At 62.5% G+C, this 15,368-nt stretch carries 12 protein-coding genes; 6 read left to right on the top strand and 6 right to left on the bottom strand.

The window, feature by feature from the left end; translation table 11 throughout:
* Window positions 1–60: 60 nt before the first annotated feature.
* Together G7068_RS14865 and G7068_RS14860 are read right to left on the bottom strand one after the other, a co-directional pair.
* Complete coding sequence (locus G7068_RS14865) at window positions 61–1,122, bottom strand: sensor histidine kinase (protein ID WP_166292676.1); 1,062 nt, start codon at window positions 1,120–1,122, stop codon at window positions 61–63.
* A gap of 28 nt (window positions 1,123–1,150) precedes the next feature.
* Complete coding sequence (locus G7068_RS14860; RefSeq protein WP_166292675.1) at window positions 1,151–1,837, bottom strand: response regulator transcription factor; 687 nt, start codon at window positions 1,835–1,837, stop codon at window positions 1,151–1,153.
* Between the two features lie 88 nt (window positions 1,838–1,925).
* Between G7068_RS14860 and G7068_RS14855 the strand changes: the two genes are divergently transcribed.
* Genes G7068_RS14855 through G7068_RS14840 form a run of 4 tightly spaced genes read left to right on the top strand, consistent with a single transcriptional unit; the run spans window position 1,926 to window position 6,663 of the window.
* Entirely contained in the window at window positions 1,926–2,570 is a 645-nt protein-coding gene (locus G7068_RS14855; RefSeq protein ID WP_205881314.1) for a M15 family metallopeptidase, read from the top strand.
* Window positions 2,571–2,610: 40 nt separating this feature from the next.
* A complete protein-coding gene (locus G7068_RS14850) occupies window positions 2,611–3,687 on the top strand; it encodes an NADH:flavin oxidoreductase/NADH oxidase (RefSeq protein WP_166292674.1) in 1,077 nt (358 codons plus the stop codon).
* 41 nt (window positions 3,688–3,728) lie between these two features.
* Entirely contained in the window at window positions 3,729–4,925 is a 1,197-nt protein-coding gene (locus G7068_RS14845) for a winged helix DNA-binding domain-containing protein (protein ID WP_166292673.1), read from the top strand.
* Window positions 4,926–4,929: 4 nt separating this feature from the next.
* Complete coding sequence (locus tag G7068_RS14840; protein WP_166292672.1) at window positions 4,930–6,663, top strand: cation:proton antiporter; 1,734 nt, start codon at window positions 4,930–4,932, stop codon at window positions 6,661–6,663.
* Between the two features lie 11 nt (window positions 6,664–6,674).
* On the opposite strand, the gene G7068_RS14835 is transcribed toward G7068_RS14840, so the two are convergent.
* Window positions 6,675–7,166: an Lrp/AsnC family transcriptional regulator gene (locus G7068_RS14835; protein ID WP_166292671.1), complete on the bottom strand. Its 492-nt coding sequence runs from the start codon at window positions 7,164–7,166 to the stop codon at window positions 6,675–6,677.
* 191 nt (window positions 7,167–7,357) lie between these two features.
* On the opposite strand from G7068_RS14835, the gene ald reads away from it, so the two are divergent.
* The gene (gene ald / locus G7068_RS14830; protein ID WP_166292670.1) at window positions 7,358–8,485 is read left to right on the top strand and encodes an alanine dehydrogenase; all 1,128 of its coding nucleotides are present in this window, start codon (window positions 7,358–7,360) and stop codon (window positions 8,483–8,485) included.
* A gap of 50 nt (window positions 8,486–8,535) precedes the next feature.
* On the top strand, window positions 8,536–8,994 hold the full coding sequence (locus G7068_RS14825; RefSeq protein ID WP_166292669.1) for a hypothetical protein: 459 nt from the start codon (window positions 8,536–8,538) through the stop codon (window positions 8,992–8,994).
* Window positions 8,995–9,243: 249 nt separating this feature from the next.
* Here G7068_RS14825 and G7068_RS14820 read toward each other — a convergent pair whose 3' ends face one another.
* From G7068_RS14820 to G7068_RS14810, 3 genes are read right to left on the bottom strand one after another with little or no spacing between them, the layout of a single operon-like run.
* On the bottom strand, window positions 9,244–10,482 hold the full coding sequence (locus G7068_RS14820) for a pyridoxal phosphate-dependent aminotransferase (protein WP_166292668.1): 1,239 nt from the start codon (window positions 10,480–10,482) through the stop codon (window positions 9,244–9,246).
* Between the two features lie 9 nt (window positions 10,483–10,491).
* Complete coding sequence (locus G7068_RS14815; RefSeq protein ID WP_166292667.1) at window positions 10,492–11,610, bottom strand: DUF998 domain-containing protein; 1,119 nt, start codon at window positions 11,608–11,610, stop codon at window positions 10,492–10,494.
* Window positions 11,611–11,614: 4 nt separating this feature from the next.
* Window positions 11,615–15,256 (bottom strand): TM0106 family RecB-like putative nuclease, encoded by a 3,642-nt coding sequence (locus G7068_RS14810; RefSeq protein WP_166292666.1) that lies wholly within the window; start codon window positions 15,254–15,256, stop codon window positions 11,615–11,617.
* Window positions 15,257–15,368 lie beyond the last annotated feature (112 nt).

The raw sequence follows: 15,368 nt of genomic DNA, 5'->3' as shown, positions 1-15,368 counted from the left end.
CCTACAACCGTACTCTGCGGGTCAGACATTCGGTCGCACGATAGCTCGGCTCATGGCTACTCAAGCGCTTGGCAGCTCCACTAAGACGGCAAGCCCGCCGCCCTTTCGCGGGGCGATCTTCAACGCGCCGTCGTGCGACTGAACGATGCTCTTGACGATCGCGAGCCCGAGCCCGACTCCCGCCTGATTCCGGTTGATGCGCTCAGTGCCGCGCTGGAACGGCTCCGTAAGCGTTGCGGCAAGCTCCGGCGATACCGCATCACCGGTGTTCTCCACGACAACAAACACGGTCGCCCCTCGCACACCGGTGGTGATCCAAATCACACCGTCCTCAGCAAGATTGTGCACAATCGCGTTGTGCACCAGGTTCGTGATGACCTGAAGCAGCAGGGCTGGGGATCCGTAGCCCACCGCCGACTGGCCCGAGATATGCAGTGCAACACCACGCTTCTCAGCAAGCGGGAGCAGCGTTTCGACCGCCTCGTCAACCATCAATGGCAGCCCAACAAGCTCGCGTTCAAAGGCCCGCTGATCCGCACGACTCAGCAGCAGCAGGGCCTCGGTCAACGCGATAGCTCGGGCGTTTACGGTGTGCAGCCGCTCGAGATCAGCGCGCACGTCTCGTTCAGAATCTTTGCGTGCGACATCCAAAATCGTTCGCGAAATGGCCAGCGGTGTGCGCAGCTCGTGTGAGGCGTTCGCGGCGAATCGACGCTGCTCGCCGACCTGAGCTTCGAGCCGAGCAAGCATCGCGTCAAAGGCGTCGGCCAGCTCTCGGAACTCATCGTCGTGTCCCTCAAGCTGGATCCGGTGCGATAGTGATCCCGTCGCAGCAAGCCGCGTTGCCGCCGTGATGCGATTGAGCGGGGCAAGCATGCGGCCAGCGAGCACCCAACCGCCACCCAGTCCACACAGCAGCAGCGCAAACAGCGCCCACCCGGCTCGCGGCACGAACTCTCGCAGCAGATCATCCCGCCCCGGCGAGAAGTGCCCGCTCTGCGCGTAGACGGCCTCTGGCGGCACATATCGCAGCAGAAACACCCACACAACCGCGAGCAGCAGCACACCCGCGAGCATCAAAAATCCGGCGTAGCTGAGGGTGAGCTTGAGTCGCACGCTCATCCCAGGCGGCCTCAGCTGCCGGTTTTCGCTAGTCTGCATGCGTTTCAGCATCCGCCCCGGTATCAATGCGGTATCCGACGCCCGCGACGGTTGCGATCAGCCAGGGTTCGCCGAGGCGCTTCCGCAGGCCCGACACCGTGATCCTCACCGCGTTGGTAAAGGGGTCGGCGTTTTCGTCCCACGCCCGCTCAAGCAGTTCTTCCGCGCTGATCACCCCGCCGTCAGCGGCGACCAGCACCTCAAGCACGGCAAACTGCTTGCGCGTGAGAGCGACGTAGCGACCGTCTCGAAATACCTCGCGGCGAAACGGGTCGAGCTTCAGCCCCGCGATCTCGCGCACGGGCGGGCGGTTGTGAGCGCGGCGACGGTCGAGCGCACGCAAGCGAAGCACAAGTTCCTGCAGCTCAAACGGCTTCGTCAGGTAGTCGTCGGCCCCAATTTCAAAGCCTGAGGCTTTGTCGTCGATCCTGTCTGCCGCGGTCAACATGAGGATCGGCATACCGCTTCCAGAGGCAACGATCCGCTTGGCGACCTCGTCGCCAGACGGGCCTGGGATGTCGCGATCAAGCACCGCAATGTCGTACTCGTTGACGCTCAGCAACTCAAGAGCCGTGTCACCGTCCCCGGCAATATCTGCCGCAATCGCCTCAAGCCGCAGGCCGTCGCGAATCGCCTCGGCCATAAAGAGCTCGTCTTCGACGATCAACACACGCATGAGTTCGATCCTACGTCGAGTGACATATCGTCAATGTATTGAAAGCCGCATACGCCCCGGCAACAGCTCAGGGAGTTGGGTTGAGGGTATGAATGGTACAACTTCCAAACTCCCCCGGTCAGCCGCTGTTGTTCTCATTAGTGGCGCGAGCCTTGTCGCTGTCATTGCGCTTGTGTTCCTGACGTTACTTCTCAAGCCATTGGCGTCCTCGGCCGTCGCACAGCAAGAGATGAATATGGCCCTGGGAGGGGCAGTACCAGCTTTGAACGGCGGAAGCGGGCTTCACGGTGGTGATCCCGAGTCGCAGGGGGAACTGCCCGACGGAGTGACCCCCGCAGACGACCAATACCCTGGAATCGCGAATCTGGATCCCGATTTGCTGCACGCACTGCGCGAGGCGAGCGCGGCCGCCAACGCCGAGGGCGTCGAGGTGTTTGTGAATAGCGGCTGGCGGTCAAGGGAATATCAGGCACAGCTCTACAGTGATGCAATCACCAAGTACGGCTCCGAAGAAGAAGCCTCGCGCTGGGTTGCGACACCGGAGACCTCCTCTCACGTTTCCGGCAGTGCCGTTGATATCGGAGACGTGGACGCCACCGCCTGGTTCTCACAGTACGGCGCCGCGTATGGCCTGTGCCAGACCTACGAAAACGAATCCTGGCATTACGAATTGAGGCCAGAGGCCGCGACCGAGGGTTGCCCTGCCATGTCAACCGACGCAGCAATGCACTGATCGGATCACGCCGGGGCCGGGCATGCCTAGACTGGAGTTCATGGCCGATCCGATCCTCTTTCACCCCATCACCGTTCGTAACCTCGAGATTCGCAACCGCCTGTGGGTCGCGCCGATGTGCCAATACACCGCCGTTGACGGTGTCGTTGGTGATTGGCACCTGCAGCACCTTGGCGGTCTTGCGCGAGGCGGAGCCGGGCTCGTCACGATGGAGGCCACCGGCGTTGTCCCAGAGGGCAGAATCAGCCCCAACTGCCCCGGAATCTGGAACGAGGATCAGCTCACCCCTCTCCGCCACATCGTTGAGGTTGTGCACTCACACGGTGCGAAGATCGGGATCCAGCTTGCTCACGCAGGCCGCAAAGGATCAACCTACCCGAGCCTTCCCGAACTCCCCTCAGGGTCAGTGCCGGTCGAGGAGGGTGGCTGGGAAACGGTCGCGCCCTCCGCGATCCCCTTCGGAGACTATGCGACACCCCGCGCCCTCGAGACGTCTGAACTACCGGCCCTCGTGAGCGCATTTGCAGCGGGGGCCGATCGCGCGGTGAGCGTCGGATTTGACCTGGTCGAAATCCACGCGGCACACGGCTACCTTCTGCACGAGTTTTTGTCGCCGCTCTCGAATAAGCGCACCGACGAGTACGGCGGGGACCTTGCCGGGCGATCTCGTTTGCTGCTGGAAATCGTGCGTGCGATTCGGGCGAACCACCCTGGGCTTCCCATCTCCGTCCGAATCTCCGCAACCGAGTGGGTTGAGGGTGGGTTTACCGTTGAAGAATCAACCGAGCTTTCTGCGCTTCTCGACGAGGCCGGCGCTGACTTCGTAAGCGTGTCTTCTGCGGCAAACGTGCCCAATGCCCCAATTCCGGTCGGCCCTTCGTACCAGGTTGGTCTCGCGGCTGCCGTGCGACGTGGCCCGCTCCCGGTTGGTGCCGTTGGGCTCATCACTACTTCCACGCAGGCCGAAGGGATCTTGGCAACGGGTCAGGCAGATGTGATCCTGCTCGCCCGACCGCTGCTCACGAATCCTCACCTGCCTATTACCTGGGCCCACGAACTGCGCGCGCCCGCTGCGGCATCGCTGGTTCCGCCGCAGTATGCACGAGCGAGGTTCTGAAGCCCCTCGGCAATGTCGGTGGCCAGGAATACACTGGGCGCATGAACGCGACGATCAATCACGCTGACCTCCTGCGGCTGAGAATGCGAGCTCAAGGGCTGGCTGGTTCGGGGGCAGGATCAAGCGCTGCCTCAGCGACAAAGTCGGGCAGTTCGCGCCTCTCCGGCCCCGAGAAAATCGCCGCGACGGCCTCTCGCATGCTCGCGATGCAGGGGCAAGACTGGAGGTCTTCGCGCTGGGCCCTCGGGGTTCGAACCCCCGGCACAACCGTCGCCGACGTCTATGCGGCGTTCAACGAAGCCCTCGTTGTTCGGTCGTGGCCCATGCGCGGAACAATCCACGTTGTCGCGGCGGAAGACATTGGGTGGATGCAGTCGTTGACCAATCACCGGGTCTTGGCTGGCGCCCCAAAGCGGCGCGCCTTCCTCGGCATTACAGACTCCCTTTTGGATCGGCTCACGGAGACCTCACTCGCGGCACTCGCCAATGGCCGCTCCCTAGACCGAGACGAACTCTCAGCGGTCTGGACGGAGGCGAGTATCGAGTGGCAGAGCGCCTGGCGCTACCACATGATCTGGTGGCTCTGCCAAAACGGTCTCACGGTATTCGGGCCGCAGCTAGGAGACAGTGAACCCCGGCTGGTTCTCGCTGAGGGGTGGATCCGAAATCCCCGATCGCTCAGTGGAGAAGAGGCCCTCGCGGAACTCACCACCCGCTATGCCGCGGCTCGCGGTCCGATCCGGCGCAAAGACCTCGCGTGGTGGAGCGGGCTCACGCTGCGCGAAACGGACCGGGGGCTCGCGCTTGCCACGGAGGCGGGGCGGCTGGTGCCGGTCTCGCTGGCGGACGATGCTGACACGCTGTGGGTCGAGCCCGAGTTACTCGAGAGTGTTGGGCAAGCCTCGACTACCGCCGGCTGGCATCTGCTCCCCGCGTTTGACGAGCACCTGCTCGGGTACACAAATCGCGACGCGCAGCTTTCACCTGAGCACTTCGAGCGCATCGTGCCCGGCAAAAACGGCATGTTTCTCGCGACGGTTGTGAACTCTGGCAGGGTCGTCGGCACTTGGAAGCGCGGCGCCGGAAAGAAAGGGCCAGTCAACCTGACTCCCTTCCCCGGTGAGCGAGTTAAGCCAGACGCCGTGCGGCCCGAGTTTGAGCGCTGGGCGGGTTTTTATGGATTTGATGATATTCCGCTGAGCCTCGCGGATCCCCACAGCAAGCACCCCGTAGGCTAACCCCATGGAATTGGGGCTTATCGCGGTAGTGGGCGTGATTGTGCTGGTGGGCGCGTCCATCCTTGGCGGAAGAATAGGTATTGCGGCACCGCTCTTGCTTGTGGTGCTTGGGATCGGGGCAGGGTATCTACCGTTTGTGCCCGTGATAGAGATCGACCCAGAAATCATTCTGCTCGGAGTGCTGCCGCCGCTGCTCTACGCCGCCGCGGTCAACGTACCGCTCGTTGATTTTAGGCGCAATCTTCGCCCCGTCGTGGGGCTCTCGGTGCTGCTCGTCATCATCTCTGCGGTGGTTATTGGGTGGGTCATTCACGTGGTCATCCCTGATATTCCGTTCCCCATTGCGGTCGCGCTCGGCGCCGTTGTGAGTCCGACAGACGCGGTCGCGGCAACCTCGATCGGTAAGCGGCTCGGCATGCCAGATCGGGTCGTCTCTATCCTCGAGGGCGAGAGTCTCGTCAACGACGCCACGTCGCTTGTGCTGCTCAAGACAGCACTCGCGGCTGTCGCTGGTAGCTTTGCGTTCTGGAACGCAACAGGAACGTTCGCATACTCCGTTGCGGCGGCGATCCTCGTCGGCTTTGTGATGGGCCTGGTGACCGTGTGGATGCGTTCAAAGCTGCGCAACCCGGTCTACGACACGATGATTTCGTTTGTTGTTCCGTTCGTGGCGTTCATTCCGGCGGAAGCCATCCACGCATCGGGGGTTCTCGCGGTCGTTGTTACGGGCCTCTATACGGGGCACCATGCGTCTCGCAGATTCAGCGCAACCGCCCGCATGAATGAGCGACTGAACTGGCGCACGATTCAGTTCATTCTTGAAAATGGCGTGTTCCTCATCATGGGACTGCAGCTGCACACACTCGTAGATCAGGTTGGTGACAGCCCTCTGCGACTTGAGCACGTGGTGCTTATTGTGCTCCTGGTCGTGGCGGTGCTGATCATCTGCCGCGCGGTATTCATGGCACCTATGCTCCTCTCCATGCGCGGTACCTCACGGGTCTACGAGCAGCGCAGCAACGGGTTCTCTGAGATAGCGCAGCGAGTGCGCGACGAGGCCAACCCGAGCACTCGAAAACTTCGCAAGATCGAGTTGCTTGCGCAGCGCTCGAAGGCCGATCTCGTACACGAGCGCGAGCAACGATTGGGGTGGCGCGAGGGCGCTGTGCTTTCCTGGAGCGGCATGCGTGGTGTGGTCACACTCGCCGCAGCGCAGTCGATTCCGCTGGGTACCCCCTACCGTGCGCACCTGATCCTGGTCGCCTTCGGTGTGGCCGTGGTCACGCTCCTGCTGCACGGGCTCACCCTGCCCCCGCTCATTCGCAAGCTCTGGCCAAAGGGAGCCAACTCGGGTCCAAGCGCCAGCGAACTCGCCTCGCTCAGCAAAGACCTCATTGAGGCGGGCAACGAAGCTATCGATGATGCCGTCGCGAATCAGAAGAAGTCGAAGGAACCAGATCCGGCGTCTTCCGAGGCTATTGACCGCGCCCGGGCCAGTGCGCGCAACGCACTCGCTCCCATTGCACTCGCCCTCCCTGAAACCGGGAGGATCATGATCTCGAGCGAGGAAACACCGGCACAAAGCTATCTGCGCTATGCGCGGCTCGCGCTCGAGGCGCAACGAAACGCTCTGCTCGAGGAGCGCGCTATCGGTCAGTACAGCTCAGAAGCCCTGCGCACCGCGGAGCTCGCTCTCGATGCCCACGAGACCCGGCTCATGCCGCCCTCGTTGCACTAAGAGTTGCCCGCTTAACTCTCCGCCCGAACCGGGTTCAGATGGTGACTGAAGACGATGCTGGTGCGCGTCGATGACACGGCGGGGTGCGCGGAGAGGTTCTCCATCACAAAATCGCGCACGTGATCCGAGTCGCGCGCCGCGAGGTGAATGATGAAGTCTTCGACACCACCGAGGAAAAAGAGCTGCATGACCTCGGGAAGTGCCCGGAGTTCGTTGCTCATTTCGGCAATGCGCTGACGCGCCCCGGATCGAACGGTGACACTCACGAGCACCTGCAGCTCGAGGCCCATTGCACGTGGATCGACGGTCGCGGTAAACCCGGTGATAATGCGGCGAGAAACCAGGTTGCGCACTCGCGCAATACAGGTTGACGCAGCGACTCCCACACGGTCGGCGAGCTCCGCATTCGTAATGCGACCGTTCGCCTGCAATTCCTCAATAATCTTGCGGTCGATTTCATCGAGTTCGACATCGAGGCGCAGATTCTTCGAAGCTTCAGACACCAAAACCCACCTTCCGCTAGCTTTCAACTCATAATCTAGACGAATTCCGAAGAGAATTCACCTTTCCACCACGGAATACGAATATACTGCACAATCAGTACGTTCTCTCGCGCGCAATATCGATTACGCTGTTGGTGCCGCGAGCTAACGCTCGACTATCCACATTTCGCGACTTCTGTTTGGAGCACAACATGCGCGTCGGTATTCCCACCGAGATTAAGAACAATGAGAACCGCGTGGCAATCACGCAGGCCGGTGTCCACGAGCTCGCTCGTCGCGGCCACGAGGTCTTCGTCCAGGCTGGCGCCGGACTCGGATCCGCCATCACCGACGCCGAGTACATTGCTGCTGGCGCAAAGATCGTCGAGGGTGCAGACGACGTTTGGGCGCAGGCCGACATGATCCTCAAGGTCAAGGAGCCCATTGCTGCTGAGTACAGCAAGCTGCGCAAGGATCAGGTGCTCTTCACCTACCTGCACCTCGCTGCAGACAAGACCCTGACCGAGAAGGTTCTCGAGTCGGGCACCACCGCCATCGCTTACGAGACCGTGCAGCTGCCCAGCCGCGGTCTGCCGCTGCTTGCCCCCATGTCTGAGGTCGCTGGTCGTCTCTCGGTGCAGGTTGGCGCTTACAGCCTCATGAAGGCCAATGGCGGTCGTGGCATCCTTCTCGGCGGCGTTACCGCAACCCGCCGCGGCAAGGTTGTTGTTATCGGTGGCGGCGCCGCCGGTGAGCAGGCAGCTCGCATCGCCTACGGCATGGGTGCAGAGGTGACCGTCATCGACATCTTCATCCCCCGCCTGAAGCAGCTGGAGGACGAGTTCAACGGTCGCATCCAGACCCGCACCTCGAACGCTCACAACATCACCGAGGCACTCAAGGAAGCGGATCTCGTCATCGGCTCCGTACTGATCCCCGGCGAGAAGGCCCCCAAGCTCGTCACCGACGAGATGGTTGCACAGATGAAGCCGGGCTCCGTGCTCGTCGACATCGCAATCGACCAGGGTGGCTGCTTCGAGAACTCGCGCCCCACCACGCACGACGATCCCACCTTCGCGGTGCACAACTCGATCTACTACTGCGTGGCAAACATGCCCGGTGCGGTCCCCGAGACCTCGACCGCTGCACTCACCAACGCAACCCTCCCCTACGTTGTCGCACTTGCCGACAAGGGCTGGGTCGCTGCACTGAAGGCTGATCCCTCGCTCGCAAAGGGCCTCAACGCACACGCTGGTGTTATCACCAACGCTGGTGTTGAGCAGGCATTCCCCGAGCTCGCATCGTCGAGTGTCGAGGAAGTACTGGCGGCTCAGGCGTAACACGTCGCGCTTGCAGGCTTTACGTTCACGCAGCGCCTAGGCTGTACTGCATGGATTTGAAGTTTTCGTTCGGAGGGGCCTCTCCCGACCATTCTCACGATGGTCCGGGTGAGGCCCCTTCGGGCATTCCGCTCCCCTTTTCAGTCGCGCCGGCTTCCACGAGCAGCGTGCTCGAGGTGCAGGTGCGTTGCACCGACTCGGCAGTGTTCGCCGAGGCGCTCTCTGGCGACGGGGTCACCTACGGTCGAGCCGAGGTTGACGAGGCGGATCGGGATCCGCGCGCGCTGGCACGCGCTGCGCAGTCGGCGGTGGCGCGCGTTGTCGCCGAGCTGGAGGGCCCGCTTGCTGAGTCAGTCACCGCGATTGTGCTGCAGCTTAACGGCGCAGAGTCGCGGATCATCGAGGAGCTTGGGTTCGAGGCAGCTCAGGATCCTGCACTCGCTCTCACCTCCGAGGCCTTCCAACGCCGCACCGGTGTCGCCTTGGGCACGCCCGTGCGCGCTGCGTAGCTGAGTCGGCAGCTTCTCTGCTCAACACAGGTCTAAGGCCGCCTGATGTGCACCCAGCCTGCACATCGCCTGCGAGCGCCAGATGGCCGCCGCTCACCTGACGAGAGTCCAGCTTACCGACGAGCGGCCCCCTTACCAGCGCGTTGGAAAGGGGGCCGCTCGTCGACTATCTGGACACTCGCCGATATCTGTATTTACCATCCACACCAATCACCTGCGCAGTAGAAGGTCAACAATCATCGACAGACGTTACCCCGCATTCTGAAAGCGAATGATGCGGTCGAGCGCTTCGGCCACGGCGGCCTCACCCGCGGCGTAAGACAGCCGCACAGCTTGCTTTCCGGCGACAGGATCGAAGTCGACACCCGGGACGATCGCGACGTTTGCGCGCTCCAGCAGCGCCCGGGCGTAGTCAACCGAGTTCTCGAAGCGCGCGAGCTGCGGCCCGAGTTCTGAGTAGTAATAGAACGCGCCGTCTGACGGTGCGGCCGTGCCCCAGTTCAGTTGCGGGGCCGCATCAAGGATGAGTGCCCGCGCCCGCGCGAAGCCCTCAACGATCTGGTCTCGCTCGGCGTAGGTTTCGGGCGTGAATGCCGTCAGCGCGAGTTCCTGCGCAGGAGCGGGTGGGGAAAGCGCAAAGTTCGACGCGAGCGCCTCCAACGGTGCAACCAGGTCCTCCGGCAGAATCGCCCAACCGAGACGCCAGCCGGTCATGCCCCAGTACTTTGAGAACGAGTTAATGACGATCGCCTCGGGCTCCACCGAGAGCACACTCGTTCCCCTGGGGTCGGGTGATCCTGGCTCGGGGAAGGTGATGCCGTGATAGATCTCGTCACTGATGAGGGGCACGCCTCGTGCACGACACCACAGGGCGAGCCTCGCGAGTTCTTCGCGCTGCAGCATCGTGCCGGTCGGGTTGGCGGGTGATGCGATGATGAGACCCGCGAGTGATCCGTGTTGCTGGACTGCCTGGTCGAGCAGTTCGGGGGTCGGCTGGTAACGGGTCTCGGGGCCCGTCGGGATCTCAACGACCTGCACCCCGAGCGCCGTCAGAATGTTGCGATACGCGGGGTAACCGGGGCTCGCGAGTGCGACCCGGTCTCCGGGGTCGAACGCGGCGAGAAACACGAGTTGAAATGCGCCGGAGGAGCCTGTGGTGACCGCGACGGTGGTCGGATCAACATCGAGGTCGTACCAGTCGCGGTAGTGGCCCGCGATCGCCTCGCGCAGCGGCATGGTGCCGAGTGGCCCCGTGTAACCGGCGGGCTTGATCGAGCCCGGCACGGGGCGAGCACTCGGCTCACCCGCGCACAGCGAAACAACGTCGTGACCGTCGGCCCGACGGTTCGCGATCTCGTCGGTGATGCGCATAACCTCAAAGGCCGGGATGTGTGATCGCTTCGAAGCTGTCATTGCCTGTACCGCCACCGCGGGGGCGGGCAGGGTGCGAGACGGAGGAGTTTTGAAGGGACCACCTGGTTTTGCCATACCCCCACGCTAGCCGGAAACGCGGGTTCGCGTCGAAGCATCAATGTGACGCAAAAAGATGATGAGCCACCCGAAAATGATTCCTGCCGCCACCAGCTCAAAGGCGGCGAGGTTGTAGTACTGGACCGGCCAGAACAAGATAGCCGAGACGGCAATGCCGATGAGGCAGACATCAGAGAACAGCAGGAACGTTCGTGAGAAGCCGTCGAGCAGCCAGCGCAACCCGATGAGAAGCACTCCGAAGACCACGGCCATGCCCGTTGCGAAGGAATTGTGCACCAGCACACTTACATTGACCGGCACCGTGCCGACACCCGCGAGGCAAGCCCCAATCGCAACAAATGACCAGCCAACCACACGAATATTTCGCGTGCGGCTTGGCGGCGCGCCCTCCGCCCAGGTCTCAAGCGCCGGGGCCATCAGGGTCGCGAGCGAGGCGAGCAGCAAGCCGCTCACAATCAGCGTTGCGTTGAAGATCTTTCCGCTGAGATCAGTTCCCACCCCGAGCTCACTAAAGTGCAGCTTCCACCACTGCGCATCGGAGGTCGTGAGCATCGCCACAACAACCCCGCCCGTCATAAACACCGCAAGCAGCGTCGAAAGTCGTGTGGTGGTGATGTCGCCAGCCGAGAGTGTTGTTGCGTAGGCGGTTACGGCGCAGAGGATCGTCACGATCATGGTGCTCGTGAACACATCAAGCTTCAGCCCCGTAAACCCACGCACAAGCACGGCGTTGGTGAGGCCGACCACCAGCAGCGCAATGCCACCGTGCACCAGCGAGATCGACACAACGTTCACCACACGTTGAATGCGGGCAGACATCGGTGAGGATCCGGGAAGGCTCGGGAGTGGGAATCGTGTGTGTTCGATCGCAGCCGCCGTCATTGCCGTGAGCGCTGCCAGCAGCATTCCAAGCGTGCCGGGCGACACCGGACCCCACAGCGGAACGTCTCCGTAAAACACGATCAACCCGACTATGGCCGCGGCAATCGCTGCGATGAGCGCGGCGGACATTGCCCGCACTTCGCGCTGCGCCGCTGGCGCATCGCGAAGGTGATCCTCTCCCGGGTACAGCAGTTGAAAAAGGCTGTCGGTTGCGCGGCGAATTCTCAACCTCAGTGTCGGCATGGCTTTAGTGTATGGTCTCGGCTGGCGGGGCTTGGGCGATTCCGCGCTCGGTGAGTCGCAGGTACCCAGAGAGCGCGGCTACGCCTTCCGAACTCGTGGGTAGGCCGTCTCCGAGCCTTTCAGACGAGACCAGGTGGGCGGCCCACTGTGCCCTGCTGATTGCCACATTCAGGCGGTTCCGCATGAGCAGGAACTCAAGCCCCCGCGGCACGTCTTCCGCACTCGACGCGGCCAGTGTGACAATTGCAATCACGGCCTCTTGCCCCTGAAACTTGTCGACGGTGCCGACCCGAACCTCACCCAGGCCCGCACCCGCGAGCGCTTGTGAAACACACTCGACCTGGGCGTTGTAGGGCGCCACCACGATGAGATCCTGCTGGGTGAGCTGACGAGGCATGCTTCCAAGCTCGTAGAGAGTACCGCTGAGCGCTTCCCGGGCGATCCGCACCACTTCCGCGGCCTCCTCGACGGAGCTGGTCGAGTTGCCCTCGTGCTCAACGGGGTGCCAGCTGAGGCCAGCGGCTCCCGCCCCCTCGACCATTCGGTGGGAAGCCGTTGGGTGCGCGTGCAGGCGCCCTTCATAAGCGAGCTCGGAGACCACCTCTGCGAGTTCAGGCCGCATGCGACGTGTTTCAGCGAGGAAAAAACCGAGCTCTTCAGGGATCGTCTCGTGCTCACCGAGCAACCAGCCGAGAGCCGAGGTGTCAACCGGTTCGGGGTGGCTACCCTGTGATACCTGGGGCAATTGCTGCGGATCACCGAGCAGCAAGAGTCTCTGCGCGGCAACCGACGCAGCGATCGTCGGGGCAAGCGAGAACTGGCCCGCCTCGTCGATGACCAGCAGGTCGAGCTCCTGGCGAAGAACGCGCGTTTGGTTCGCAAAGTCCCACGCGGTTCCACCGACAACGCAGCCAAACCCACTGCGCGCGTGCTCCGCAAGAAACGCAGCCTGTCCATTCCGCGCAAGCACCGTATAGCCGGGCTGTGGCGCTCCTTCAGTGAGCGCTCCCCCCTGCGGCACCTTGGCAGTATGCTCAGCTGCCAACCCCGCTTCTACAACCCCATCGAGCACGTTCTCTACAACCCTGTGGGACTGCGCGACGACGCCGATACGCCAACCGTGATCTTCGACAAGCGTCTTGATAACTTGAGCGGCGAGATAGGTCTTCCCTGTTCCAGGCGGTCCCTGCACTGCCAGGTAGCTACGGTCGAGTCGAAGCAGCGCCGAAATGACCGCGGCGATGGGATCGTCTTTTTCGTCAAGCTTCGCTGTTCCGTCTGGCCGGTCGCGAAGCCGTGGCGGGGTGCGACGCATAAGGTCGACCACCGGGTCCGCAGGAAATTGCCCTCGCTGCAGTGCCGCCGCCAGCGCAGAGCCCCACTCCTCGATCGCACCGCGCTGCGCCCCCGCTGGAGGGGGTGGTCCCGGCACGAGGGCGGTCGGGAGCCTGTCGTAGCTTTCAATGCCGCCGGCAAGCATTTCCTCAACGGTCACGCCGTCATCGTGACGGTCAACAATTTTCACCCGTCGTGTACCCCGGGATCCGGGTTCCGCTCCGGGCTGCGGGAACGGAGACGGGTACTCGTACAGCAGAAACGCGTCAGCGCCAATCTTGAGGTTGCTCCCCGGGGCGATCTCGCCTCGCAGTCGTAGCCGTCGTCGTTCAACTCGCGCCCGCATGGGCAGGTACCAGTCGGCAACCACCCTGCTCATGCCCTCATCAACGATCAACACGTCACGGGTATCTGCCCAGTCTTCGACGGGGTCAATGAGGCGTGCGAAGTGCGCCCACCAGAAGGACTTCTGCTCACGCTGGTGATAGTCGATCGCACTTGCGGCGAGCGCGGCCGCTTGTCGATCTCGCGGATCCTGTGCCGTTTCCGCGTGCTGGGTGAGCGCCTCGGCTACAGGAGAGAGTTCAAGTCGTGGCGCTTCCGCCTCTGCGATTGTCTCTACCGGGTACGGTGCAATGCGATGCTCTGTGGCGAGCGTCAGCATCCAGTCGCGCAGGCGAAGCGTCGAGACGCAATCGTAGCGGTTGTAATCAGCGATGGCGTCGAGGCGATGCTGCCCTTCAGCGCGGGTTGTGGGGTCGGCGGCACTGAGCTGAGCCATGGCCTCCGCATACTCAGTGACGGACTGCGCGGCACTCGTTACCCCCGCCTCATCGCGCAGCTCGGCTCCCATGTAGAGGGGTTCAAGTTTCTTAATGGAGTACGAGCGGGACCCCACCCGCAGCGCGCGCCGCACGATGGGATACAGATCAACAAACACGTGCTCGCGCAGCAGCTGATCTACCTCAGCCTCGCCCACTCCGTGACGCGCTGCGAGACTCAGCAGATGCGTGCGCTCGTAAGCTGCATAGTGGTAAATCTTCATCGCTGGATGCTGCGCGCGTCGCTTACGGACAAGTTCGAGGAACTCCACGAGTGCCTGCTTCTCGGCGTCAAGCGTGTGCGCCCAGAGCGCCGTGAACCGCTCACTCGCATCCACCATTCCGAAGAGGTAGTCGATGCCCCACCGGGCCGATCCTTCAGCTCCCGGCTCTCGATACATTGGGTCGCCCTCAAAATCGAAGAACAGGTCACCCGGATCAGGTGCGGGGATCGCAGCGAGCGCTGCCGGGTCAAACACTTGAACAGGCGGCGCTTCCCCGGGAAGCGCGGCAAGTTGCACTCTCGCTTGTTGAGAGAGCCGCTCTACTACCTGCGGGTGCAAGCCAGAAATCTCGGGTATCTCACCGTCTGCGATCGTCGCCACGGCGTCGATGATGCGGTAGCCCGCGGCAACGAGTGCGTCGCGCTGGACACTGCGAATCCCCGCTATCAAGAGCGGATCGCGTGCGCGTATTATCTCCGGCTCGCACACCTCGCAGCGGCCACAAGCAAATACGCCGTCGGCACCCCACGAGATCGGCTCCGCACTCTCGCGAGTGCCGTCGCTGCCAGTTACTCTCGCGCGATCGAGCAGAATGTCGTGAAGCCGGCCTCTACGACTTCTGAACACCGGGGAGATATCTGCCAGGCGGTGCCGCGACCTGGCACCGTCTCCAAGAATGAGTGTTGTCTCAGGGGCGGCGCGCACGCCGACGCGTTCCAACTGCTCCGCATACGCCGCGAGCTGCATCAGAGCGGTGACCTTGGCTCGCCTCGCAAGTTTTGTGTCTTGCACCTCATACGCACCATCTGGCATGCGCTGCAAGAAGTCAGCGAAGCCAATAAAACCAATAGCGGGATCTCCCGTCAGCAGGTCGGCCGCACGCTGTTCTGGGTCAAAAAACGTCGCCTGAAACACGATGTCGGCGCCGCCAGTGAATGCGGCTATGGTCGCTTCTGCTGCTTCGAGGAGATCGCTCTCAGCAGTTCGCCGTTCTGACACCGGGATTTCTACAACGCCGCCCGGCTGCCCGACAGCCCCCTCGCCAAATTGCTCGCGATAGCTCTGGAGCACGCGCTTTTCATGCTCGTCGCCAAGGCCAGCTGCTCGCCTAAGCATTGGATCGTCATCGGGCGGAACCTCGACGTCTCGACCAAATTTCACATCGACTCGGCGCAGGAATGCAAACTCACACATGCTCGCAGCAGTGAGGTCACTCGCGCTCGTCATGAGCCGAATGCCGCCGTCGCTGTGTTGCTGTATGAACATGCGTGATCCTCGTTTCTACCGACAACTTGCACTACGAAGAGACTATGCCCGCCCTCAGACATTGACGGTCTTCGCACTAGATAACTCATCGCAGCACTTGCGATTGGGGGTG

It is taken from the genome of Leucobacter viscericola (genome assembly GCF_011299575.1).
GTDB lineage: Bacteria > Actinomycetota > Actinomycetes > Actinomycetales > Microbacteriaceae > Leucobacter > Leucobacter viscericola.
Note: the sequence above shows the minus strand (reverse complement) of the source record. Positions and strands in the feature narration are given on the sequence as shown.

Excerpts from the sequence above, each read along its gene's own strand:
- G7068_RS14865 (WP_166292676.1), bottom strand. The coding sequence starts at position 1,122 with ATGAGCGTGCGACTCAAGCTCACCCTCAGCTACGCCGGATTTTTGATG.
- G7068_RS14860 (WP_166292675.1), bottom strand. The coding sequence starts at position 1,837 with ATGCGTGTGTTGATCGTCGAAGACGAGCTCTTTATGGCCGAGGCGATT.
- G7068_RS14855 (WP_205881314.1), top strand. The coding sequence starts at position 1,926 with ATGAATGGTACAACTTCCAAACTCCCCCGGTCAGCCGCTGTTGTTCTC.
- G7068_RS14850 (WP_166292674.1), top strand. The coding sequence starts at position 2,611 with ATGGCCGATCCGATCCTCTTTCACCCCATCACCGTTCGTAACCTCGAG.
- G7068_RS14845 (WP_166292673.1), top strand. The coding sequence starts at position 3,729 with ATGAACGCGACGATCAATCACGCTGACCTCCTGCGGCTGAGAATGCGA.
- G7068_RS14840 (WP_166292672.1), top strand. The coding sequence starts at position 4,930 with ATGGAATTGGGGCTTATCGCGGTAGTGGGCGTGATTGTGCTGGTGGGC.
- ald (WP_166292670.1), top strand. The coding sequence starts at position 7,358 with ATGCGCGTCGGTATTCCCACCGAGATTAAGAACAATGAGAACCGCGTG.
- G7068_RS14825 (WP_166292669.1), top strand. The coding sequence starts at position 8,536 with ATGGATTTGAAGTTTTCGTTCGGAGGGGCCTCTCCCGACCATTCTCAC.
- G7068_RS14820 (WP_166292668.1), bottom strand. The coding sequence starts at position 10,482 with ATGGCAAAACCAGGTGGTCCCTTCAAAACTCCTCCGTCTCGCACCCTG.
- G7068_RS14815 (WP_166292667.1), bottom strand. The coding sequence starts at position 11,610 with ATGCCGACACTGAGGTTGAGAATTCGCCGCGCAACCGACAGCCTTTTT.
- G7068_RS14810 (WP_166292666.1), bottom strand. The coding sequence starts at position 15,256 with ATGTTCATACAGCAACACAGCGACGGCGGCATTCGGCTCATGACGAGC.